This is a genomic window from Pseudomonas sp. NPDC007930 (assembly GCF_042958985.1).
Classification (GTDB): Bacteria; Pseudomonadota; Gammaproteobacteria; order Pseudomonadales; family Pseudomonadaceae; genus Aquipseudomonas.
This window is the reverse complement of sequence record NZ_JBIBKC010000003.1, coordinates 270,188-293,696: the sequence shown is the minus strand read 5'-3', so window position 1 is coordinate 293,696 and position 23,509 is coordinate 270,188. Positions and strand designations below refer to the sequence as shown.

Sequence of the window (23,509 nt, the reverse complement as noted above, 5' to 3'; positions counted from 1 at the left end):
CGGCACTAGCGATTAGACGCCCCCGGCAAACCGGCATAGGCTGAAATCAAACCTCTGCCGGTTGCCACGCCATGCCTGCCAAGCGCCCGGCCCTGGTGGTGCCTGCCCCGCCGCAGCCCACCCAGGCCAGCCAGCCGTATACCTACAGCAGCCTCGAACAGGCGCCCGCTGCCAGCACCCTGTTGGCAGACGAAATCGCGCTGGCGATCGCCTACAACGGCATCAGCCAGGCCGTGATGATGGTCACCCCGACCGACCTCGAAGACTTCGTGGTCGGCTTCAGCCTGGGCAGCGGCATCGTCACCGCCGCCGCCGACATCTACAGCGTGCAAGTGGCGGGCTGCGGCGCGGCGTATCAGGCCGAGGTGGAGATTTCCAGCCGGGCCTTCTGGGCCCTGAAAGACCACCGCCGGCAGTTGGCCGGCACCAGCGGCTGCGGGCTGTGCGGGGTCGAGGCGGTGGAGCAGGCGCTGCCCGAACTGGCCAGCCTCGCCCCCGCCGCCCTGCCCCCGGCCGAGTGGCTGGTGGGCCTGCGCCAGCGCCTCGGCGAGTTCCAGCCACTGGGCCAGCACAGCGGCGCGGTGCACGCGGCGGTGTTCATGGACGCCCAAGGCACGCTGCGCTTCGGCCGTGAAGACATCGGCCGGCACAACGCCCTGGACAAACTCATCGGTGCGCTGGCGCGCCAGCGCATCAGCAGCCACGGCGGCCTCGCCGTGGTCACCAGCCGCTGCAGCCTGGAGCTGATTCACAAAGCCCTGCGCGCCGGCCTGCACACCCTGGTCAGCTTGTCTGCCCCCACAGGCCTTGCCGTGCAATGGGCACGGCGGCACAACCTCAACCTCATTCACTTGCCGCATCACAGTGCGCCGCGGGTGTATAGCCCCGCGTTGGAGAAGCACGCATGAGCACCGACAAACTCGACACCCGCGCCCCCGCCTCTGCCCCCCGCTACAAGCCCTACAGCGGCGCCGCCGCCGGCTGGGGCGCATTGCAGAGCGTGACCACCGCCTGGCTGCGCAGCGGCAATGCGCTGAAAAACATCCGCACGATGCTCAAGACCAACCAGAACGGCGGCTTCGACTGCCCCGGTTGCGCCTGGGGCGACTCGCCTGAAAGCGGCATGGTGAAGTTCTGCGAGAACGGCGCCAAGGCGGTGAACTGGGAAGCGACCAAGCGCCGCGTAGACCCGGCCTTCTTCGCCCGCCACAGCGTGACCTCGCTGCTTGAGCAGAGTGATTACTGGCTGGAGTACCAAGGGCGGGTAACCCACCCGATGATGTACGACGCCGCCACCGACCGTTACAAGGCGGTGAGCTGGGACGAGGCCTTCGGCCTGATCGCCCGCCACCTGAAAAACCTCGAAAGCCCCGACCAAGCCGAGTTCTACACCTCCGGCCGGGCCAGCAACGAAGCGGCCTACCTGTATCAGTTGTTCGTGCGCGCCTTTGGCACCAACAACTTCCCCGACTGCTCGAACATGTGCCACGAAGCCAGTGGCGTGGCGCTGTCGCAAAGCGTGGGGGTGGGCAAGGGCACGGTGACCTTCGCTGACTTCGAACACGCCGACGCGATTTTCGTCTGGGGCCAGAACCCCGGCACCAACCACCCGCGTATGCTCGAACCGCTGCGCGAGGCCGTGGAGCGTGGCGCCCAGGTGGTGTGCATCAACCCGCTCAAAGAGCGCGGCCTGGAACGCTTCCAGCACCCACAGCACCCGCTGGAAATGCTCACCAACGGGTCCGAGCCGACCAACACGGCGTACTTCCGCCCGGCGCTGGGCGGTGACATGGCCATCCTGCGCGGCATGGCCAAGTTCCTCCTGCAGTGGGAACGCGAAGCCCAGGCCAACGGCGATGCGGCGGTGTTCGACCACGACTTCATCAACGCCCACACCGCCACCGCCGAGGAATACCTGGCGGTGGTCGACGCCACCCCCTGGGAGCAGATCGTTGCCCAATCCGGCCTGCCGCTGTACGAGATCGAGCAGGCCGCGCGCATGTACGCCAGCGCCAAGCGGGTGATCATGTGCTGGGCGATGGGCATTACCCAACATCGCCATTCGGTGCCGACCATCCAGGAAATCGCCAACCTGATGCTGCTGCGCGGCAACCTCGGCCAGCCGGGCGCGGGCCTGTGCCCGGTGCGCGGCCACAGCAACGTGCAGGGCGACCGCACCATGGGCATCAACGAACGCCCGCCGGCGTTCCTGCTCGAGGCGCTGGAAAAACGCTTTGCCTTCAAGGTGCCGCGGCACAACGGCCATAACGTGGTCGAAGCGATCCACGCCATGCTCGACGGCCGCGCCAAGGTGTTCATCGGCCTGGGTGGCAACTTCGTGCAGGCCACCCCAGACAGCCCACGCACCGCCGAAGCGCTGCGCAACTGCGACCTCACCGTGCAGATCAGCACCAAGCTCAACCGCAGCCACCTGATCCACGGCAAGGACGCGTTGATCCTGCCGTGCTTCGGCCGCACCGACATCGACCTGCAGGGCGAAGGCCCGCAGGCGGTCACCGTGGAAGACTCGTTCAGCATGGTGCACGCCTCGTTCGGCCAGTTGCGGCCGATTTCCGAGCAGATGCGCTCGGAGCCGGCGATCGTCGCCGGCATGGCCAAGGCCACCCTGGGCAACCACCCGGTGGACTGGGACTGGGTGATCGCCGACTACAACCGCATCCGCGACTTGATCGCCGACACCATCCCGGGCTTTACCGACTTCAACGTCAAGCTCAACCACCCGGGCGGCTTCTACCTCGGCAACAGCGCCGCGGCGCGGCGCTGGAACACCCCGTCCGGGCGCGCCAACTTCAAGCCCAACGCGCTGCCCAGCGACCTGTTGCATGAGAAGGTTCACGCCACTGGCCTGGTGCCGGACCTGATCCTGCAAACGTTCCGCTCCCACGACCAGTACAACACCACCATCTATGGCATGGACGACCGCTACCGCGGCGTACGTGGCCAGCGCGACGTGGTGTTCGCCAACGAGGCCGACATCATCCGCCTGGGCTTCCAGCCAGAGCAGAAGGTCGACCTGGTCACCGTGTGGGAAGACGGCCGCGAGCGGCGGGTCAAGGGCTTCACCCTGCTGCCGTACGACATGCCGGCCGGCCAGGCCGCGGCCTACTACCCGGAAACCAACCCGCTGGTGCCGCTGGAGAGCGTTGGCACGGGTAGCCACACGCCGACCTCGAAGTTCGTCGCGATACGCGTGGAACGCGCCAGCGAGAGCGCGCGGATCATCTGAAGCCAGGCGATGAAAGGGCTGAAAAACCCGATCACGGTACTGGCATAAAGCCCTGGTGCGCGGATAAGCTGCGCGGCATGTAACGGCCTTGCTACAGGTTTCCCGGTCAAACGCACGGGAGTGGCAAGCAGGAGATGCCCATGCAGCCCGCCAACCAGGACGGCGTAACACAGATGCAACACGCGCAACCCGGCAAGATCGACGTGGTGCTCGGCTCGCCCGCGCGCAAAACCCGCCGCCCCGCGCCTGCCAGCGGCCCCTCGTGGGGGCGTTGGGCGCTGTTGGTGGCGTTGGGCCTGGGCGGCGCTTGGTACTGGCAAGGCAGCAAGGCGCCGGCCAGCGTGCCAGCGGTGGCCGCCGAAGCGATGCCAGCCCCAGCGCCCGAGGCGCCCCAGCCGCTCATTGGCGAACGGGGCGCGGCCAAGCCGGCACCCGCGCACAGCTTCGCCCCTATCGAAACCGCGCCAGCGCCCTTCGTCGCCGAGCCCGCCCCGGCACCGGCGCCCGCCGCGCCACGCACCGGGCTGGTGTCGCAGGCCTACCTCGACAAATTCCACGCCACCCGCCAGCCGGCGGCGCGCCCACGCGCCTTCCAGACTGCGCAGGTGATGATCCGCGGCGTGCGCGAGGGGCGCTACCAGGCGCAATGGCGCATCTATGACGGCGTGATCGACAACGACAGCGTGTGCATGAACTTCGAGGCCAACACCGGCGAACACATGGACTGCCGCGCCGCGGCGGCGCAGTTCTTCCGCGAGCAATGCAAAAGCTGGAGCCGCCGCGCCGAAGGCAGCCGCGACGAGGTGACCAAGGCCACCCGGGAGCAGTACTGCGGGGCGAGCCAAAGCTTCAAGGCTTGAGGGCCTATCGCCCGGCACAGCCGGCCTCCCACAAGGTCTGTGTTGTGCTTGATTTCCGGGACAATACACATCTGGTGGGAGGCCGGCTGTGCCGGGCGAAGGGCCGGTAAAGCTGGCAAAAAACCTTCCCCCTGAACGCAAAAAACCGCCCGAAGGCGGTTTTTCTGGCAGCGGGCGGGTTAGGCCTGCGGGCCGGCGTTGCGGATGGCGTCGGACACTTCGAACTTCTTGAAGTTTTCAGTGAACAGGCCCGCCAGGCCTTTGGCCGCGGCGTCGTAGGCGGCTGGGTCAGCCCAGGTGTTGCGTGGGTTGAGCAGGCCGGCGTCAACGCCCGGTACGGCTTTTGGCACGTCGAGGTTAACGATGGCCAGGTGCTCGGTTTCAGCACCGATCAGCGCGCCACTCTGGATGGCGGCGATCACGCCACGGGTGGTCGGGATGTTGAAGCGCTTGCCCACGCCGTAGCCACCGCCGGTCCAGCCGGTGTTGACCAGGTACACCTTCGAGCCGAACTGGCGGATGCGCTTGATCAGCAGCTCAGCGTACACGCCAGCCGGGCGCGGGAAGAACGGCGCGCCGAAGCAGGTGGAGAAGGTCGACTTGATGCCGCTGCCCGAACCCATTTCAGTAGAGCCCACCAGCGCGGTGTAGCCCGACAGGAAGTGGTAGGCGGCTTGTTCTTCGCTCAGGATCGACACCGGTGGCAGCACGCCAGTCAGGTCGCAGGTGAGGAAGATCACCGCGTTCGGCTCGCCGCCGAGGTTTTTCGGCGCGCGTTTTTCGATCAGCTCGCGCGGGTAGGCGGCGCGGCTGTTCTGGGTCAGGCTGTCGTCGGTGTAGTCGGGCAGGCGGGTTTCGGCGTTCAGCACGACGTTTTCCAGCACCGCGCCGAACTGGATGGCCTTCCAGATCACCGGCTCGTTCTTCTCGGTCAGGTCGATGCACTTGGCATAGCAACCGCCTTCGATGTTGAACACCACGCCGTCGCCCCAGCCGTGCTCGTCGTCACCGATCAGGTAACGGGATTCGTCTGCCGACAGGGTGGTTTTACCGGTGCCCGACAGGCCGAAGAACAGGGTCACATCGCCCTCTTCGCCCATGTTGGCGGCGCAGTGCATCGGCAGCACGCCCGAAGCCGGCAGCAGGTAGTTCTGCACCGAGAACATGGCTTTTTTCATTTCGCCGGCGTAACGCATGCCAGCGATCAGCACCTTCTTGGCGGCGAAGTTGATGATCACGGTGCCGTCGGAGTTGGTGCCATCACGCTCCGGCTCGCACACGAACCACGGCGCGTTGAGGATCTGCCATTCCTGCTTGCCGGCCGGGTTGTACTGTTCCGGGTTGATGAACAGGCAACGGCCGAAAAGGTTGTGCCAGGCGGTTTCGGTGGTCATCTTGACGGCGAGGTAGTGCTGCTCGTCAGACCCTACGTGAACGTGGGAAACAAAGTGGTCGCGCTCGCCAACGTAGGCTTCGACCCGCGCCCACAGGGCGTCGAATTTGTCGGCCGGGAACTTGCGGTTGATCGGGCCCCAGGCGATCTGATCCTGGCTGGATGGCTCTTCCACGATGAAGCGATCGACCGGCGAACGGCCGGTACGATGGCCTGTCTTCACAACCAGCGAGCCATTGGCGGCAAGCTCACCTTCACCGCGGCGAAGGGCTTCTTCGACCAGTTGTGCGGTGCTGATGTCGGTGTACACGGCGTTTTTGGCTTGCGTCATGTGAATCCCCGTCGGCTCTCGGGCCGAGTATTTCAAACGTTTTGTAGTAGAAAACACAAACCTACTACAGCTGAAAATTGGGCCGGATTATGCCAGAAACGCCCAAAAAGAGTAGAGCCTTCCGGTCGAAAACGGCGCTATTCCGGCGCTTACACGCTCACTTGGCAGTGGTAAATCGCTTCAGTGACGGGTCTCTGACGGCCCTTGGACCCCACCGCCGGCAAACAGTTGCGCGACGTCGGCCTCGTCGAACAGGTAGCGTTCGTTACAGAACTGGCAGTCGATCTCGACCTGCCCGCCCTGCTCCTGGACCAGGCTCAGGGCGTCTGCTTCACCCAGGCTGACCAGCGCCCGCGCGGAACGTTCGCGCGAACAACTGCACTGAAAGCGTAGCGGCTGTTCGTCGAACAGGCGTACCGCTTCTTCGTGGTAGAGCCGGTGCAGCACGGTTTCGTTGCTCAAGCCCAGCAGTTCCTCGGCGCTGAGGGTGTGGGCCATGGCCAGCAGGTGCTCCCAGGTATTGGCGCGGTCTTCGTCGTCGCGCTGGTGCTCGGCCGGCAGTTGCTGCAGCAGCAGGCCACGGGCGTTGCTGCCGTCGGCCTGCAGCCAGAAGCGCGTGCCCAACTGTTCCGACTGGGCGAAGTAGTTGTCGAAGCACTCGGCCAGGGTTTTGCCATCCAGGGCGACGATGCCCTGGTAGCGCTGGCCTTTGCGCGGGTCGATGGTCATCGCCAGCGAGCCGTCGGGCATCAGTTCGGCGAGGTCCGTGGCAGCGCCCAGGGCGGCTTCGTCGTAGCGCGCCAGGCCGCGGATTTCGCGCTCGCTCGAGCACTCGATCATCAGCAGCGGGATCGGCCCGTTAGAGCGCGCCTGGAGGATCAGCAGGCCGTCGAACTTGAGGGTACCGACCAGCAAGGCCGCGGCGGCCATGAACTCACCCAACAGCCGGGCCACCGGCTCGGGGTACGGGTGGCGCGCGAGCACCTCGCCGTAGCTGCTGGCCAGGCTGACGAACTCACCGCGCGCGTCGGCCTCGTCAAAAATGAAACGTTGGGAAAAATCGGAAGGCAACGATGAAGGCATAGGTTTGCAGATCATTAAAAGATGACAAAATATGTATCGAAGAAAAAATTAATTCTCCGACCCCGGCATACCGCAAGGCGCCGCTTGAAACTGCTCTACAGAGGTATCTTATGAACAAACCGGACTTGTTCCAACCAAGGTGGAACGCCAGCGGTCTAATTCTGTGCAACCTGGCCGCGCTGGTGCTGCTGGGCCTGTGGCTGTGGCCCAGCGCGCATGAGGCGATGACCGCGTTCGACCAAGGCTTCTATACCTGGGTCAACCAACCCCTGGCGACCAACACAACCTGGCGATACCTCTGGACGGTGGGCAGCCTGCGCCCGTTCGATGCGGTGGTTGGCCTCATTCTACTGTTTTTGCTGATCCGCGGTGATTGGGTTTTCCGCGCGGTGCAGGTGCGCCAGGCATTCTGGGGCTTTATCGCCGTGCTGCTGCTGTTGCTGGTGATCCGCGCGCTGTTCTCCAAGCTGTGCGACCGGCTCGGCTGGCAGCACGACAGCATCTCGATGGTGATGCCCAATGCCGTGCACCTGAGCGACTGGTTCCCGCACCTGGAGAAAACCTGGGAGCTGAAAGACCGCTCCAGCAATAGCTTCCCCGGCGACCACGCCTCGGTGCTGTTGATCTGGGCGATGTACATGACCGTCGCCGCCCGCCGCGCCGGGCAGGTTGTGCTGGTGTGGGCGCTGGCCGCGTTGTTCAGCCTGCCGCGGCTGGTGGCCGGCGCGCACTGGGGCCAGGACGACTACATCGGCGGCGTACTGATGGCCCTGCTGGCGTTGGGCTGGGGGTACTACACCCCGTTCGTGGCCCACGCCAGCGGGTGGCTGACCCGCGTGACCGCGCCGCTGTTCAACCTGCTGCAGCGCCTGCCACTGGTCAACCGCCTGAGCGTGATCAGCGCTTGAGCCCGAGCAACTGGCGGCGCTGCTTCTTGGTCGGGCGGCCGTCGGTCTCGATGCCCATTGCCCCCGCCTTGCGCAGCGCCGCGGCGTTCTCCCGCCCGGCCAGGCTGGCGGGGGTTTCTTCATACAGCGTTTGCGCTTCGGGGGCGCCACGGCGCACCGCCGAAAGCGCCTTGACCACCACCGTGCGTTCGTCGAAGCCGGCGCGGATCTGATACTCATCCCCCACCCGCGGCTCTTTGCCTGGCTTGCAGCGCTCGCCACGGTGGTGAACCTTGCCGCTTTCTATCGCCGCCTTGGCCAGCGCGCGGGTTTTGAAAAACCGCGCCGCCCACAGCCATTTGTCGAGGCGGACCTTGTCATCCTGTTCAGCCAGATCGGGCTTAGCCACAGCGTTACCTCATCTTGAAACATAACCGCACTCTACTACCACCTGCGGTGGATGCAATCTCACCCGCCTTGCGATTACAGTTCAGCGGCACGGTCTATTCTGTGCAGGCATGGCCAAGGGCCTGCCTTTATTCACGTATTGCGGCTGAACCCATTGAAAACATTCGATCATCTTTCTGTGATAGGCCTTCGCGAGTGGGTGGCGCTGCCCGAATTGGGTGTGGCGGGCCTACGGGCCAAAATCGACACCGGCGCCAGCACCTCCAGCCTGCATGCCACCGAAATCGAACCGTTCGAGCGCGGCGGTGAACCTTGGGTGCGTTTCAACGCTCATCTGGGGTCAGTGGTGCAGTTGCGCCACCGCCGCTGCGAAGCGCCGCTGGTGGCGATGAAAACGATCAAAAGCTCCAACGGCCAGGCGCAGGTGCGTTACACCATCCGCACCACCCTGGCGCTGGGCGACCGGGTATGGCCGGTGGAATTCACCCTCGCCTGCCGCAAGGCCATGCGCTACCGCCTGCTGCTGGGCTCCAAGGCGCTGGTGGCGGGCCAACTGGTGGTCAACCCGGGCCTGACCTACGTACAAGACAAACCGGCGTTTCCGGTTTCCATCCCTAGCACCACAGGTGTTGCATGAAGATAGCCGTACTGTCGCGAAACCCGCGTCTGTATTCCACCCGCCGCCTGGTCGAGGCCGGTGAGCAGCGGGGCCACGAAATGGTCGTGGTCGACACCTTGCGCGCGTACATGAACATCGCCAGCCACAACCCGCAGATCCACTACCGCGGCAAGCCGCTGGAGGGCTTCGACGCGGTGATCCCGCGCATCGGCGCTTCGGTGACCTTCTACGGCTGCGCGGTGCTTCGCCAGTTCGAGATGATGGGCGTGTACCCACTCAACGAGTCGGTGGCCATCGCCCGCTCGCGAGACAAACTCCGCTCGCTGCAGTTGCTGTCGCGGCGCGGCCTGGGCTTGCCGGTCACCGGCTTTGCCCACTCCCCCGACGACATCCCCGACCTGATCCAGATGGTCAACGGCGCCCCGCTGGTGATCAAGGTGCTCGAGGGCACCCAGGGCATCGGCGTGGTGCTGTGCGAAACGACCAAGGCCGCCGAATCGGTGATCGAGGCGTTCATGGGGCTGAAGCAGAACATCATGGTGCAGGAGTACATCAAGGAAGCCGGCGGCGCCGACATCCGCTGCTTCGTGGTGGGCGACAAGGTGATCGCGGCGATGAAACGCCAGGCCAAGCCTGGGGAATTCCGCTCGAACCTTCACCGTGGCGGCACCGCCAGCCTGATCAAGATCACCCCGGAAGAACGGGTCACGGCCATTCGCGCGGCCAAGGTGATGGGCCTGCAAGTGGCCGGGGTCGACATCCTGCGCTCCAACCATGGGCCGCTGGTGATGGAGGTGAACTCCTCGCCTGGGCTGGAGGGCATCGAGGAAACCACCGGCAAGAACGTGGCGTCGATCATCATCGAGCATTTGGAGAAGAACAGCGGGCCTAACCTGACCCGTACCAAGGGCAAGGGCTGAAGGGCCCATCGCCCTTAAGTGGCGTCTCTGGGCAGCATCAAGTTCAACGGCAAACGCACTCGCGCTTCCATCCCGCCGCCCTCACGGTTGCGCAACTCCACGTTGCCGCCGTGCATGCCGGCGATCCGCTTGACGATCGCCAGCCCCAGCCCGGTGCCCTTGCTGCGCGCCCGGTCACCGCGGGTAAAGGGGTTGAAGATGTTCTCGAGCTCCTGCTCGGTCAGCCCCTCGCCGCGGTCGAGCACGCTGAGCACCACGTAGGGGGCGATCGAGTCCCCCGCCAGGTGCGCGTGCACCTCAACCTGGTCGCCACCCCCGTGGTACAGCGCGTTATCCACCAGGTTGGTCAGCAAGCGCTTGATCGCCACCCGCCGCAACGGCACCGGCGGCATGGGCTGCAACTGCAGGGCCACCTGCGGTGCCACCTGGTTGAACGGCGCGACGATCTCTTCGACCAGGCAGCCCAGGTCGGCCTCTTCCACGGCCTCGTCACGGCCGTCACGCATGAACGCCATGAACTGGTCGAGAATGGCGTCCATGTCTTCGATGTCGCGGACCATGTCGTCGGAAAACTCGTTGCGTTCGCCCATCAACGCCAACGACAGGCGCAGGCGGGTCAACGGGGTGCGCAGGTCATGGGACACCCCTGCCAGCATCAGCTCGCGCTCGCGCCCGGCCTGCTCCACGTCTTCGGCCATCTGGTTGAAGGCGCTGTACACCTCCTGCATCTCGCTGGGCTGGTCGCTCAGCGGCAGGCGCACGCTGCGGCCCTTGCCCAGTTCACGGGCGGCGGTCACGAGCATTTTCAACGGGCGGATCAATTGGCTGACGAAGATCCACGCCGACAGGGTAGAGAGCACGCCAATGGCAAGGAACCAGCCCAGCACGCTCCAGATTTTCTGCCCGCGCAGCGGGTGGGGGTACAGCGGTACTTTCATCCAGTCCGGCCCCAGGCTGGGGGCGCGCACCCACAGTGCTGGCGGTGCGTGCACGCGCAGGCGCACCTCGGTGTCTTCGCCCAGCTCGGCCTGCATCTGCCGCTGGTAGATCTCGCTGTACGGCCAGTGCTGTTCGCCCTGCGGCACCCCATTGCCCACCACGCGGATCAGCCCGGCGGCGGCGGCGATTTTCTCTCGGTTCAGTTCATCCGCGGCCCAGTAGGCGCGAAGCGTCAGGCCAACGCCGTGGCTGTACTGGCGGTCGACCAGTACGTCTTCGTTCATCAGCAGGTAAACCAGCGTCAGCGCCTTGGAGAACAGAACGGCGATCAGCACCAGCCAGAGGGTGCGGGCAAAGAAGCTTTGGGGGAACCAGAGCGGCGCTTTCATAGAGGCTCATCAAACACGGAAACGCAGAAACGAAACAACCCACCACTGGCGCGTAGGCCAGCAGTGGGCGGGGGCGTTGTGGGCCCAGCAGCTCACTTGGCGGTGTGGCCGTCCGGTACGAATACGTAGCCGACGCCCCAGACCGTTTGGATGTAACGCGGCTTGGCCGGGTCCGGTTCGATCATCCGGCGCAGGCGGGAGATTTGCACGTCGATGGAGCGCTCCAGCGCATCCCATTCACGGCCGCGGGCCAGGCTCATCAGCTTGTCGCGCGTCAGCGGCTCGCGGGCGTGAGACACCAGCGCCTTGAGCACGGCGAATTCGCCGGTGGTGAGCATGTGCACTTCGTTACCGCGCTTGAGCTCGCGGGTGGCCAGCGACAGCTCGTAGTCGCCGAAGGTGACCACTTCGTCGGAGTTACCCGGCGCGCCCGGCACCGGTACGTACTGGCGGCGCAACACCGCCTTGACCCGGGCCATCAACTCGTCGGGGTTGAACGGTTTGGCGAGGTAGTCGTCGGCGCCGATTTCCAGGCCCTTGATGCGGCTCAGCTCGTCGCCCTTGGCGGTAAGCATGATGATCGGCACCAGGTTGTTGGCCGCGCGCAGGCGGCGGCAGGCGGAGAGGCCGTCTTCGCCAGGCAGCATGAGGTCGAGCACCACGAGGTTGAACACTTCACGGCCGAGCAGGCGGTCCATGTCTTTGGTGTTGGTGACGGTGCGGGCGCGGTAGCCCTTGCTGACAAAGAAACGCTCCAGCAGGCTGCTCAACCCTGGGTCGTCATCGACGATGAGGATTTTATCGCCTTCAACGGTTGCGGCAGTGCTACTCATGAATAACTCCTGTGGGGGGCGCGGCGCGCATTATGCCGTGGGCCGGTGGTAGCCGTGCTGTATGCATTGTTAGCAGATTTTTCCTGGCGGGGCAGCCGAGGGTTTTGTCGCTGTTTGCCGCAGGCCTGACCCGCGCGCCCCCTGGGTGGTTATAATGCGGCCTTTTTCGAGCTCCGGCAGCGCCGGAATGTGACCGCCACGCCGCGCCAGGCCTGGCCCCAATCGTTTGCAGGTGGTTTTATGGAAAGCATCAACAGCCGCATCGCCGAGGAACTCGGCGTTCGCCCCCAGCAGGTCGAAGCGGCCGTCGCCCTCCTCGATGAAGGCTCTACGGTACCGTTCATCGCCCGCTACCGGAAAGAAGTCACCGGCAGCCTCGATGACACCCAGTTGCGCCACCTCGAAGAACGCCTGCGCTACCTGCGCGAACTCGACGAACGCCGCGCCAGCATCCTGGCCAGCATCGACGAGCAAGGCAAGCTGACCCCAGAACTGGCCCGCGAAATCAAACTGGCCGACACCAAAACCCGCCTCGAAGACCTCTACCTCCCCTACAAGCAAAAACGCCGCACCAAGGGCCAGATCGCCCTCGAGGCCGGCCTCGGCGAGCTGGCCGACGGCCTGTTCGGCAACCCAGGGCTCGAGCCCGAGGCCGAAGCCGCGCGGTTCATCGATGCTGAAAAAGGCTTTGCCGACACCAAGGCCGTGCTTGAAGGCGCCAAGTACATCCTGATGGAGCGCTTCGCCGAAGACGCCACCCTGCTCGAAAAACTCCGTGGGTTCCTCAAGCAGGAAGCCACCCTGAGCGCGCGCCTGGTGGCCGGCAAGGAAACCGAAGGGGCGAAATTCCGCGACTACTTCGAGCACGACGAGCCGCTCAAGAGCATGCCGTCGCACCGCGCCCTGGCGATTTTCCGTGGCCGCAACGAAGGCATCCTGAGCGCCACGCTGAAGGTTGGCGAAGAGCTGCCCGGCACCCTGCACCCGTGCGAGCTGATGATCGGCGAGCGCTTCGGCGTCAGCAACCAGCAGCGCCCGGCCGACAAGTGGCTTGGCGAAGTGGTGCGCTGGACGTGGAAGGTCAAGCTGTACACCAGCCTCGAGAACGACCTGTTCGGCGAGCTGCGTGACAACGCCGAAGGCGAAGCGATCCGGGTGTTCGCGCACAACCTCAATGACCTGCTGCTGGCCGCCCCCGCCGGCCCGCGCGCCACCCTCGGGCTTGACCCAGGCCTGCGCACCGGCTGCAAGGTCGCGGTGGTCGACGCCACCGGCAAGCTGCTCGACACCGCCACCGTGTACCCGCACGTTCCGAAAAACCAGTGGGACCAGACCATCGCCGTGCTCGCCGCGCTGTGCGCCAAGCACGCGGTAGACCTGATCGCCATCGGCAACGGCACCGCCAGCCGCGAAACCGACAAGCTCGCGCTGGAGCTGATCAAAAAGTACCCAGGCCTGAAGATGACCAAGGTGGTGGTGTCCGAGGCGGGTGCTTCGGTGTACTCGGCCTCGGAACTGGCCGCCCGCGAATTCCCCGAGCTCGACGTGTCGCTGCGTGGCGCCGTGTCGATCGCCCGGCGCCTGCAAGACCCACTGGCCGAACTGGTGAAGATCGACCCTAAATCCATCGGCGTGGGCCAGTACCAGCACGACGTCTCGCAATTGAAGCTGGCGCGCAGCCTCGATGCCGTGGTCGAAGACTGCGTGAACGCCGTGGGCGTAGACGTGAACACCGCCTCGGTGGCGCTGCTCAGCCGTATCTCCGGCCTCAACGCCACCCTGGCGCAGAACATCGTCAGCCACCGCGACGCCAACGGTGCCTTCCGCACCCGGGCTGATCTGAAAAAAGTCAGCCGCCTGGGCGAAAAAACCTTCGAGCAGGCCGCGGGCTTCTTGCGGGTGATGAGCGGTGACAACCCGTTGGACGCCTCTGCCGTGCACCCGGAAGCCTACCCGCTGGTGCAGCGCATCGCCCAGGGCACCGACCGCGACGTGCGCTCGCTGATCGGCGACAGCGGCTTCCTCAAGCGCCTCGACCCGAAGAAATTCACCGACGAAACTTTCGGCCTGCCGACCGTGACCGACATCCTGCAAGAGCTCGACAAGCCCGGCCGTGACCCGCGCCCCGAGTTCAAGACGGCGGAGTTCCAGGAGGGCGTCGAAGACCTCAAAGACCTGCAGCCCGGGATGATCCTCGAAGGCGTGGTCACCAACGTCACCAACTTCGGCGCGTTCGTTGACATCGGCGTGCACCAGGATGGCCTGGTGCACATCTCGGCGCTGAGCGAGAAGTTCGTGAAAGACCCGCGTGAAGCGGTCAAGGCCGGCGACGTGGTCAAGGTCAAGGTGATGGAAGTCGACATCCCGCGCAAACGCGTGGGCCTGTCGATGCGCATGGGCGACACCCCCGGCGAAAAAACCGAAGGCCCCCGTGGTGGCGGCCGCCCAGCTGCCGCGCCACGCGCTGCCCAGGGTGGCCAGCCACGCGCCAAGGCTGAAGCCGCTCCCGCCAGCGGGGCCATGGCCGCGCTGTTCGCCAACGCCAAACAACTGAAGAAGCGCTAATGGACATCCCTGCCGGCCTGACCGAAAGCCCCTTCAGCCAGTTGCTCGGCTGCCGCGTGGTGCGGCTCGAAGAGCACCTGGCGGAGGTGGCCCTGGCGTTGACCAAGCCGCTGCGCAACCGCCTCGGCAAGCTGCACGGCGGCGCCATGTTCAGCCTGGTAGACGTCGCCATGGGCCTGGCCTGCTCCACCGCCCATGGCTTCGACAAATCGAGCGTGACGCTGGAATGCAAAATCAACTACATCCGCGCCGTCGCCGACGGTGAGGTCAACTGCATCGCCCGGGTGATCCACGCCGGGCGGCGCACGCTGGTGGTCGACGCCGAAGTGTTCCAGAACGACAAACTGATGGCCAAGGCCCAGGCCACCTTCGCGGCTCTGTAGCCGAAGCCCCCCGGGTTGGAGTAGTGTCGGCGCAAACGGCACTGCTTGCAGCCCGGGTATTCCCGACCAGGCGACGACGCCGGTGATTGCGCCCCCTTGTAACTGATCGTTCCACCCCCATATCGGGGCGACCGATGCGTGAAGGAACTGACTTTGAGCGAATTTCTCACCCGCCGCCTGCAGCTGCTGGGCGCGCCTGCCAACCTGAGCCTGCTCACGCAGTGCCTGCACGGTATCGAACGTGAATGCCTGCGGGTAACCGCCGATGGCCGCCTGGCGCAGACGCCGCACCCCGAAGCCCTGGGCTCGGCGCTGACCCACGAACAGATCACCACCGATTATTCCGAATCCTTGCTGGAGTTCATCACCCCAGCCCTGGCAGACCCAGCCGACACGCTGAAAAGCCTCGAAGCCATCCACCGCTTCGCCTACACCGGCTTGGCCGACGAACTGCTGTGGAGCCCGTCGATGCCCTGTACGTTGCCGGCCGAGGCAGACATCCCGATCGCCTGGTACGGCACCTCGAACATCGGCCAGCTCAAGCACGTGTACCGCAAGGGCCTGGCCGTGCGCTATGGCAAGACCATGCAGTGCATCGCCGGCATCCATTACAACTTCTCGATCCCCGAGGCGTTGTGGCCGCTGCTGCGCGCCAGTGAGGGCAGCAACGCCAGCGACCGCGATTACCAATCCAGCGCGTACATCAGCCTGCTGCGCAACTTCCGCCGCTACAGCTGGCTGCTGATGTACCTGTTTGGCGCCTCGCCAGCGCTGGACGCCGGCTTCCTGCGGGATCGCCCGCACCAGCTCGAAACGTTCGATGCCACCACGCTGTACCTGCCCTACGCTACCAGCCTGCGCATGAGCGACCTGGGCTACCAGAACAACGCCCAGGCCGGCCTCACGCCCTGCTACAACGACCTCGCCAGCTACACCGAAAGCCTGCGCCAGGCCGTGGCCACCCCGTACGCGCCGTATCAGGAAATCGGCACGCACAAGGATGGCGAGTGGGTGCAGCTGAACACCAACGTGCTGCAGATCGAAAACGAGTACTACTCGAACATCCGCCCCAAGCGCGTGACCTACCCCGGCGAGCGGCCGATCCAGGCCCTGGCCGCACGCGGCGTGCAGTATGTAGAAGTGCGCTGCCTGGACATCAACCCGTTCCTGCCGACTGGGGTCGACCTGGCCGAGGCGAAGTTCCTCGACGCCTTCCTGCTGTTCTGCGCGCTGGAGCACAGCCCGCTGATCGACGACAACGAGTGCGGCGCCTGCGCCAGCAACTTCATGAGCGTGGTCAAGGAAGGCCGCCGGCCGGGCCTGCAACTGCAGCGTGGCGGCGAGCCAGTAGCCCTGCAAGCCTGGGCCAGCGAGCTGCTGGAGCGCATCGCGCCGATCGCCACGCTGCTCGACCGCGCCAACGGCCAAAGCGCCCACGCCGAAGCCCTCGCGGCCCAGCAGGCCAAGGTCGCGGACCCAGCACTGACGCCGTCGGCGCAGGTGCTGGCGAGCATGCGCGAGCATGAAGAAGGCTTCGTGGCGTTCTCGCTGCGGCAAAGCCGCGCCCACGCCGAAGCACTGGCCAGCCAGCCGCTGACCGAAGCCGAGAAGGCCAGCTTCGGCCAATTGGCCCGTGAGTCGCTGGAAAAACAAGCCGCCATGGAACGCGAGGAAGTGGGGGATTTCGACCTGTTCGTGGCGGCGTATCAGGCGAGCATTCTCGCCATCAGCCACTGACCCCTCGCCCGGCACCGCCGGCCTCCCACCTCATCTTGGGGGAGGCCAGCCGCCTCAGCCTATCGTCTTCTCGAAAATCTTCGAATTACGCTGGAAGTTGTACAGCGACGCCCGCGCCGCCGGCAGCCGTTCTACCCCGCTGGGCTCGAAGCCGCGCTCGCGAAACCAGTGGGCGGTGCGGGTGGTGAGCACGAACAGGGTTTTCAAGCCGCTGGCCAAGGCCCGCTCTTCGATACGCTCCAGCAGCTCGTCGCCGCGCCCGCCATGGCGGTACTCCGGGTTCACCGCCAGGCACGCCAGCTCACCGGCGTCTGAGTCGGCAATCGGGTAAAGCGCCGCGCAGGCGATGATCATCCCCTCCCGCTCAACGATGCTGAAGTGCGAAATTTCCCGCTCCAGCACCTCGCGCGAGCGCCGCACCAGAATGCCTTGTTCTTCCAGCGGGCTGATCAGTTCGATCAACCCGCCCACGTCTTCGATGTTCGCCTCGCGCACCCGCTCGAACTGCTCCTGGGCCACCAGGGTACCGTTGCCCGCACGGGTGAACAGCTCGCTGAGCAGCGCGCCGTCTTCGGCGTAGCTGACGATGTGGCTGCGCGCCACGCCGCCCTGGCAGGCCTGGGCGGCGGCGTCGAGCAGCTCGCCCTGGTAGTCGTCCGGGCCCAGCCTTTGCAGTTGCGCCGGCACTTGCAGTGGGCTGATTTCCCGCACCAGGCGGCCATTGGCATCGAGCAGGCCGGGTTCGGCGCCGAACAGCAGCAGTTTGTCTGCCGCCAGGTCTACCGCCGCGCGGGTGGCGACGTCTTCGCAGGCAATGTTGAAGATCTCGCCGGTGGGCGAATAGCCCAAGGGCGACAGCAGCACGATGGCGCGCTCGTCCAGCAAGCGGTTGATGCCCTTGCGGTCGATACGCCGCACCTCGCCGGTGTGGTGGTAGTCCACCCCTTCGAGCACGCCGATCGGCTTGGCGGTCACGAGGTTGCCGCTGACCACGCGCAGCCGCGAGCCCTGCATCGGCGAGGAGGCCATGTCCATTGACAACCGCGCTTCGATGGCGATGCGCAGGTGGCCGACGGCGTCGATCACGCACTCCAGGGTGGGCGAGTCGGTGATGCGCAGGCCGTTGTGGTAGCGCGGGGTAATACCGCGGGTGGCCAGGCGGCTTTCGATTTGCGGCCGCGAGCCGTGCACCAGCACCAGGCGCACGCCCAGGCTGTGCAGCAACACCAGGTCATGGACGATGTTGCCGAAGTTAGGGTGTTCTACGCCATCACCGGGCAGCATCACCACGAAGGTGCAGTCCCGGTGGGCGTTGATGTAAGGCGAAGCGTGGCGGAGCCAGTTAACGTATTCGGGCATGGGGCAGAGGGCCTGTGGCAATTCAAGACGAAAGCGCGATGCAACGGTTGAGGTTGGTTATCGTCGTAACAGGCTTGGCAACACGCGCGCGCTCCTTAGGGTGTGAATACGGTAACGGCCACCGGCTATTCAGGCCGGGGCCAGGCAGTAATGCTGGATCAATTCACGCAATAGACGCACGGTAGGCTCTAAACGTGACAATTCCAGATACTCGCCGGGTTGGTGGGCGCAGCGGATGTCGCCGGGGCCCAACACGATGGTCTGACTACCCAATTTCTGAAAATACGGCGCTTCGGTGCCGAAGGCCACCGCCTCGGCGCGGTGGCCGGTGAGGCGTTCGGCCACCTGCACCAACTCGGCGTCGGCGGCCTGCTCGAAAGGCGGGACCTCATCGAACAGCGGCGCGTAGTCGATTTTCACCTGGTAGCGCTCGGCCAATGGGTTGAGCTTTTGCGCGATCGCAGCGCGCAGTTGGGCAGGGTCCATGCCGGGCAGCGGGCGCAGGTCGAACTCCAGCGAGCATTGCCCGCAGATGCGGTTGGGGTTGTCGCCACCATGGATGCAACCCAGGTTGAGGGTGGGCTGCGGCACGCCGAACTGCGGGTTGTTGTACACCGCCTGCCAGTGCTGGCGCAGGCCGATCAGCTCGCCCATCACCGCGTGCATGGCCTCCATTGCGCTGTGGCCCAGGCTGGGGTCGGACGAGTGGCCGCTTTGCCCGAGAATGTCGATGCGCTCCATCATCACGCCCTTGTGCAGGCGGATCGGCTTGAGGCCCGTGGGCTCGCCGATCACCGCCGCGCGGCCGAGCGGCTTGCCGGCCTCGGCCAGGGCCTTGGCGCCCGACATCGAGCTTTCTTCGTCACAGGTGGCCAGCACCAGCAACGGCTGCTTGAACGGCTGCGACAGCAGCGGCTTCACCGCCTCGATCACCAGCGGGAAGAACCCCTTCATGTCGCACACGCCCAGGCCCAGCCAGCGGTCGCCCTGCTCGGTCAGCGCCAGCGGGTTGGTCGCCCACAGGCGCTCGTCGAACGGCACCGTGTCGCTGTGCCCGGCCAGCACCAGGCCGCCGGGGCCAGTACCGAAGCTGGCGAGCAGGTTGGCCTTGCCCGGCGCCACCTGCTGCACCTCACAGGTGAAGCCAAGGTCCCCCAGCCAAGTGGCCAGTACGTCGATCACCGGCTGGTTGGGCATGTCGAGCGAAGCTTGGGTGCAGCTTACCGACGGCGTGGCGATCAGCGTGGCAAACTGCTCTTTCAGGGGCGGCAAAGGCATCGGTCATCTCCCGGTTGTGCCCCATCATAGAACCATCCGCCCGCTGGAATAAACCGGTCAGCGCCCCGGTGCGGTACACTGGGCGCCTTTTTCGCAGCTACGCTACTGCCCCCCGGGCGCCTGGATTCAAACCTGCCATGCACAAAGAAACCGAAATCAAACTGCGGGCCAGCCGCGACACCCTGGCCGCCCTGCGTGAGCACCCGTTGCTCAAGAAGCGCAACAAAAGCGGCTGGTCGCGCCATGAGCTGAGCAACCAGTACTTCGATACCCCCGAGCGCGACCTGGCCGCCGCCAAGGTCGCGCTGCGCCTGCGCAAGGATGGCGAGCAGGTGATCCAGACCCTGAAAACCCGCGGCCAGAGCGTGGCGGGTTTGTCTGAGCGCAACGAGTACGACTGGCAGCTCGACAAACCCAAGCTCGACCTGAAAAAACTCAACGACGAGTGCTGGCCGGCCGCCTTGGCCGAGCTGGATAAAAAAACCATCAAGCCGCTGTTCACCACCGATTTCGTTCGTGAAAAAGCCGAAATCGCCTGGGGCCGCGGCAAGGCCAAGGTGGTGATCGAGGCGGCGCTGGACCTCGGCCACGTGGTCGCCGGCAAGCAAAAGGAAGAAATCTGCGAGCTGGAACTCGAACTGCGCGAAGGCGAGCCTGCCGCACTGCTGGAGCTGGCCGCCGAGCTGGCGCAAACCCTGGCGCTGATGCCGTGCGACATCAGCAAGGCCGAGCGCGGCTACCGCCTGTTCGACGCCGGCAGCTACAGCCTCGGCCAGCCTGCGCCGGCGCTGAACGCCGACATGGCGCTGGACGCCGCCTTCACCGCGATCGCCTGGCACCTGCTGGGCAGCAGCCAGCGCCTGGCCGAGCAGTATCGCTTCAACGGCCACTGGCGCCTGCTGCAAGACTGGCTGCAATGCCTGGTCGAACTGCGCGCCGTACTCGGCAGCCTCGGCCAGGCCGCGCCGCGCGCCAGCACCCACGGCCTGCGCGCCGCCCTCGACGCCCTGCTCGAAGACTGGCGCCCGCTGGTGCAAGCCGGTAACGACGATGAAGACGTGCGCCAGGTCGCCCCGGAGCAATTCGCCGAAGAACTGCTCGACCCGCGCTGGGGCCACTTCTCCCTGAGCCTGGCGCAGTGGCTGCTGGCCGAAGGCTGGAAGGCCGAACGCAAGGCCCGTGGCGACAAGCTCGGCGCAGTGGCCCTGAGCAACTGGCTGGCGACCTTCATCGGCGACGAAGGCGGGGCGCTCAAACCCGAACGCTACCAGCTGCAACCCGAAGACCTCGCCGAGCAGCTGCCGCGCATCGAGCGCCTGATGGTGTGGCTGCGTTACGGCCGTGAGGTGCTCGAGGTGCCTGAGCTGGACCGCCTGTTCGGCGAATTGAACAAGCTGCGCGAACTGGCCCTGGCCGAGCTGACCGATGACACCCGCCCTGCCCGCGCCGCCCAGGCATTGGACGTGTCGCGCCAGGTGGCGTGGAAACAACTGGTCAAACGCTGACCGGCAAACTGGTGGTGGACTTGATCTCCGACAGCGCGACGGTCGAGTTCACCTCCTGGATGCCCGGCACCAACGACAGCTTCTCGAAGAAAAACCGTTCGTAGGCCTCGATGTCGGCGGTGACGATGCGCAGCATGAAGTCCACCGCCCCCATCAGCACATAACACTCCAACACCTCCGGGAAACCGCGAATCGCCTCGGTGAACTCGGTGAAGTTCGAGCGCCCGTGGGCGTTGAGCTTGACCGCGGCGAAGATCTGCGTGTTCAAGCCCAATTTTTTGCGGTCGAGCAGCGACACCTGGCTGCGAATCACCCCCTCCTCCTTCAACCGCTGGATGCGCCGCCAGCACGGCGACTGCGACAGCCCCACCCGCTCGGCCACCTGCGCGCTGGACAGCGTGGCGTCGTCTTGTAGCACCACCAGAATCTTACGATCGAAGGCATCCAGCTCTGCTTGCATAAAAATACCCATTAACGGCCGTTAGCCGATTGAACAATTTTTGAATCGGTTATAGGCAGCATAGATAGCAAAGAACCTCTCGCCGCGGCAATGCCACAATAGCCCCGACCCCAACGGAGCCCAGGCCATGACCCTGCATACCCTCGACACCCCTTCCCGCCAGGACCCATGGGGCAAAGCCCAGGCGTTGACCCGCGTGCGCTTTCGCCTCACCGCCCAGGCCCAGCCCGACGTGCCCTGCCGCGTGCTCAACCTGCTGGCGATGCAGTACCTGATGGCCGAACAGGCCCAGTGGCAGGTCAGCCAGGGGCAGCTGAACCTGGAGTTGGAGGTGGCCGAGGTGAGCTGGCACCGCGCCCAGTTGATCGCCGAGCGCATGCGCGGGCTGGTCGACGTTGCCGCCGTAACCCTGGAAGAAGCACGGCCCCTGGCCGCGCTGGCGTGAACAGACACATCGGCTTACCGGCCCAGCCGCCGCGGCGCCCTGGGCTGAACTAGGCTGCGGGGCCGTGACCACGGATGGTCACTCACTGCCAGGACGCCCCCATGAACAGCCCAAGCCTTGATGACGACCGCCCGCTGGTGCTGCGCGACGTGCTCGCGCAACTGGCCAGCCAGCACATTCTCGACGCGGCAGACACCGCCGCGGTACTGCACACGGTGAACGCCGGGCGCCACCCGCTGGTGGCCATCGCCCAGCGGCAATTGGCCGACCGGCGCCCACCGCACGCCACGCTGTGCCTTGAAACCCTGACCCAATGGCTGGCGGAGCACAGCGGCCTGCCGTACTGGCGCATCGACCCGTTCGAGGTCGATGCGCTGAGCATCACCGCTCAGGTGCCGGCAGCCTTTGCCGAGCACCATCAAATTTTGCCGTTGCGGGTCGAGGCCGAGCGGATCATCGTCGCCACCGCCCAGCCCGGCGTGCGCAGCTGGCATGCCGCGCTGGCCAGCGCCACGCAAAAACGCATCGAGCCGGTGGTCGCCAACCCCGAGGTGATCGCCCGCTTGATCGGCCAGTACTTCAGCCTGGCGCATTCGGTGCGGGGCGCGCGCCAGGCGAGCGAGGCCGCCGAGCCGTTACCCCAGCCACCGAGCGTGGCCAACGCGCCGGTGGCGCAGATCGTAGACTGGCTGCTGGGCTATGCCTTCGAACAAGGCAGCAGCGACATTCACCTCGAGCCACGCGGCGGCCACGCGCAAATCCGCCTGCGCATCGACGGCCAGTTGCGCAACGTGTACAGCCTGCCCAGCGCGGTGGCCACGGCGGTGATCAGCCGGCTGAAGAGCCTGGCGCAGCTGAACCTGGCGGAAAAACGCAAACCGCAAGACGGGCGCTTTCGCCACAACCTCGCCGCCGGCCAGGTGCTGGAGCTACGCGCCGCCACCCTGCCCACGCCCTTTGGCGAAAAAATCGCCCTGCGCGTGTTCGACCCACAAGTGCTGCAAAAACGCTTCGCCGACCTGGGCCTGGCCGGCGAGCCACTGGCGCGGTGGCAGGGGATCATCGCCCAGCCCAATGGCATCATCCTGGTCACCGGGCCCACCGGCTCGGGCAAAACCACCACGCTGTACACCACCCTGGGCGAGCTGGCGCGGCCGGAGGTGAACCTGTGCACCCTCGAAGACCCGATCGAGATCGTTAACCCGGCGTTCAACCAGATGCAGGTGCGCCACAACATCGAGCTGGGCTTTGCCAGCGGCCTGCGCGCGCTGATGCGGCAAGACCCAGACATCATCATGGTGGGTGAAATCCGCGATGGCGAAACCGCGCAAATGGCCGTGCAGGCCGCGCTCACCGGGCACCTGGTGTTGTCGACCCTGCACACCAACGACGCCCCTTCGGCCATCACCCGGCTGCTAGAGCTGGGCGTGCCGGGCTACCTGATCAACGCCACCTTGCGCGGGGTGATGGCCCAGCGCTTGTTGCGCAGCCTGTGCCCCCGCTGCAAAGCCGCCAGCCCACTGCCTGAGGGCCAGTGGGCGGCCTTGATACACCCCTGGCAGGCCGCCGCGCCGCGCCAGGTATACAACCCGGTGGGCTGCCATGAATGCCACGGCAGTGGCTACCGCGGCCGGCTGGCGGTGTACGAAATCCTGCCGCTGCCCGGCGGCGACGCCGAACAGCCCAGCGCTGGGCTGGCCCCCGGCAAATTGCGCGCGCAGGCTTACCGCCAGGGCATGCGGCCGCTGCGTATCAGTGGGCTGTTACAGGTGGCGGCGGGTGCTACCAGCGTGCAAGAGGTGTTGCGGGTGACACCTGCGGTGCAGGGAAATAGTTGCGCGGCGCTGTGAACTCTAGGGCACTGCCCG

General features: G+C 65.7%; 20 protein-coding genes. 12 read left to right on the top strand and 8 right to left on the bottom strand.

Annotated elements, in window-relative coordinates; all coding sequences use genetic code 11:
- The first annotated feature begins 71 nt into the window (after positions 1-71).
- The 3 genes from fdhD to ACFZCE_RS08845 all read left to right on the top strand — a co-directional run bounded on the left by fdhD (position 72) and on the right by ACFZCE_RS08845 (position 4,107).
- Positions 72-908 (top strand): formate dehydrogenase accessory sulfurtransferase FdhD, encoded by an 837-nt coding sequence (gene fdhD, locus ACFZCE_RS08855; protein ID WP_390938064.1) that lies wholly within the window; start codon positions 72-74, stop codon positions 906-908.
- Entirely contained in the window at positions 905-3,247 is a 2,343-nt protein-coding gene (locus tag ACFZCE_RS08850; RefSeq protein WP_390938062.1) for an FdhF/YdeP family oxidoreductase, read from the top strand. The genes fdhD and ACFZCE_RS08850 overlap by 4 nt, the downstream gene beginning before the upstream one ends.
- A gap of 140 nt (positions 3,248-3,387) precedes the next feature.
- Positions 3,388-4,107 (top strand): hypothetical protein, encoded by a 720-nt coding sequence (locus tag ACFZCE_RS08845; protein WP_390938060.1) that lies wholly within the window; start codon positions 3,388-3,390, stop codon positions 4,105-4,107.
- A gap of 179 nt (positions 4,108-4,286) precedes the next feature.
- Here ACFZCE_RS08845 and ACFZCE_RS08840 read toward each other — a convergent pair whose 3' ends face one another.
- Positions 4,287-5,831: a phosphoenolpyruvate carboxykinase gene (locus ACFZCE_RS08840; RefSeq protein ID WP_390938058.1), complete on the bottom strand. Its 1,545-nt coding sequence runs from the start codon at positions 5,829-5,831 to the stop codon at positions 4,287-4,289.
- Between the two features lie 180 nt (positions 5,832-6,011).
- The gene (hslO, locus tag ACFZCE_RS08835; RefSeq protein WP_390938056.1) at positions 6,012-6,914 is read right to left on the bottom strand and encodes an Hsp33 family molecular chaperone HslO; all 903 of its coding nucleotides are present in this window, start codon (positions 6,912-6,914) and stop codon (positions 6,012-6,014) included.
- A gap of 110 nt (positions 6,915-7,024) precedes the next feature.
- On the opposite strand from hslO, the gene ACFZCE_RS08830 reads away from it, so the two are divergent.
- Positions 7,025-7,822, top strand: coding sequence for a phosphatase PAP2 family protein (locus tag ACFZCE_RS08830; protein ID WP_390938054.1), 798 nt, complete (start codon positions 7,025-7,027; stop codon positions 7,820-7,822).
- On the opposite strand, the gene ACFZCE_RS08825 is transcribed toward ACFZCE_RS08830, so the two are convergent.
- Positions 7,812-8,210 (bottom strand): S4 domain-containing protein, encoded by a 399-nt coding sequence (locus ACFZCE_RS08825; protein ID WP_390938052.1) that lies wholly within the window; start codon positions 8,208-8,210, stop codon positions 7,812-7,814. The genes ACFZCE_RS08830 and ACFZCE_RS08825 overlap by 11 nt on opposite strands.
- Before the next feature lie 180 nt (positions 8,211-8,390).
- Between ACFZCE_RS08825 and ACFZCE_RS08820 the strand changes: the two genes are divergently transcribed.
- Complete coding sequence (locus tag ACFZCE_RS08820; protein ID WP_390938634.1) at positions 8,391-8,846, top strand: RimK/LysX family protein; 456 nt, start codon at positions 8,391-8,393, stop codon at positions 8,844-8,846.
- A complete protein-coding gene (rimK, locus tag ACFZCE_RS08815; RefSeq protein WP_390938050.1) occupies positions 8,843-9,748 on the top strand; it encodes a 30S ribosomal protein S6--L-glutamate ligase in 906 nt (301 codons plus the stop codon). The genes ACFZCE_RS08820 and rimK overlap by 4 nt, the downstream gene beginning before the upstream one ends.
- A gap of 14 nt (positions 9,749-9,762) precedes the next feature.
- On the opposite strand, the gene ACFZCE_RS08810 is transcribed toward rimK, so the two are convergent.
- Together ACFZCE_RS08810 and ompR are read right to left on the bottom strand one after the other, a co-directional pair.
- Positions 9,763-11,076, bottom strand: coding sequence for an ATP-binding protein (locus ACFZCE_RS08810; protein WP_390938048.1), 1,314 nt, complete (start codon positions 11,074-11,076; stop codon positions 9,763-9,765).
- A 92-nt stretch (positions 11,077-11,168) separates the two neighbouring features.
- Complete coding sequence (ompR, locus tag ACFZCE_RS08805) at positions 11,169-11,909, bottom strand: two-component system response regulator OmpR (RefSeq protein WP_390938046.1); 741 nt, start codon at positions 11,907-11,909, stop codon at positions 11,169-11,171.
- Positions 11,910-12,149: 240 nt separating this feature from the next.
- On the opposite strand from ompR, the gene ACFZCE_RS08800 reads away from it, so the two are divergent.
- From ACFZCE_RS08800 to gshA, 3 genes are all read left to right on the top strand, one after another.
- Positions 12,150-14,474: a Tex-like N-terminal domain-containing protein gene (locus ACFZCE_RS08800; RefSeq protein WP_390938044.1), complete on the top strand. Its 2,325-nt coding sequence runs from the start codon at positions 12,150-12,152 to the stop codon at positions 14,472-14,474.
- Entirely contained in the window at positions 14,474-14,857 is a 384-nt protein-coding gene (locus ACFZCE_RS08795) for a hotdog fold thioesterase (protein WP_390938042.1), read from the top strand. Before ACFZCE_RS08800 ends, ACFZCE_RS08795 begins: the two co-directional genes overlap by 1 nt.
- 138 nt (positions 14,858-14,995) lie before the next feature.
- The gene (gshA, locus tag ACFZCE_RS08790; RefSeq protein WP_390938040.1) at positions 14,996-16,594 is read left to right on the top strand and encodes a glutamate--cysteine ligase; all 1,599 of its coding nucleotides are present in this window, start codon (positions 14,996-14,998) and stop codon (positions 16,592-16,594) included.
- A gap of 54 nt (positions 16,595-16,648) precedes the next feature.
- Here gshA and argA read toward each other — a convergent pair whose 3' ends face one another.
- A complete protein-coding gene (gene argA, locus ACFZCE_RS08785) occupies positions 16,649-17,953 on the bottom strand; it encodes an amino-acid N-acetyltransferase (RefSeq protein WP_390938036.1) in 1,305 nt (434 codons plus the stop codon).
- Positions 17,954-18,082: 129 nt separating this feature from the next.
- The gene (gene argE / locus ACFZCE_RS08780; protein WP_390938034.1) at positions 18,083-19,231 is read right to left on the bottom strand and encodes an acetylornithine deacetylase; all 1,149 of its coding nucleotides are present in this window, start codon (positions 19,229-19,231) and stop codon (positions 18,083-18,085) included.
- Between the two features lie 137 nt (positions 19,232-19,368).
- Here argE and ACFZCE_RS08775 point away from each other — a divergent pair, with 137 nt between their 5' ends.
- Positions 19,369-20,736: a CYTH domain-containing protein gene (locus ACFZCE_RS08775; protein WP_390938033.1), complete on the top strand. Its 1,368-nt coding sequence runs from the start codon at positions 19,369-19,371 to the stop codon at positions 20,734-20,736.
- Here ACFZCE_RS08775 and ACFZCE_RS08770 read toward each other — a convergent pair.
- Positions 20,726-21,196 carry an Lrp/AsnC ligand binding domain-containing protein gene (locus ACFZCE_RS08770; RefSeq protein ID WP_390938031.1) on the bottom strand — a complete coding sequence of 157 codons (471 nt, stop codon included), beginning with the start codon at positions 21,194-21,196 and terminating at the stop codon, positions 20,726-20,728. The two genes, ACFZCE_RS08775 and ACFZCE_RS08770, sit on opposite strands and share 11 nt — an antisense overlap.
- 127 nt (positions 21,197-21,323) lie before the next feature.
- Here ACFZCE_RS08770 and ACFZCE_RS08765 point away from each other — a divergent pair, with 127 nt between their 5' ends.
- Both ACFZCE_RS08765 and ACFZCE_RS08760 read left to right on the top strand, forming a co-directional pair.
- A complete protein-coding gene (locus ACFZCE_RS08765; RefSeq protein ID WP_390938029.1) occupies positions 21,324-21,641 on the top strand; it encodes a hypothetical protein in 318 nt (105 codons plus the stop codon).
- A gap of 101 nt (positions 21,642-21,742) precedes the next feature.
- A complete protein-coding gene (locus ACFZCE_RS08760) occupies positions 21,743-23,491 on the top strand; it encodes an ATPase, T2SS/T4P/T4SS family (protein ID WP_390938027.1) in 1,749 nt (582 codons plus the stop codon).
- Positions 23,492-23,509 lie beyond the last annotated feature (18 nt).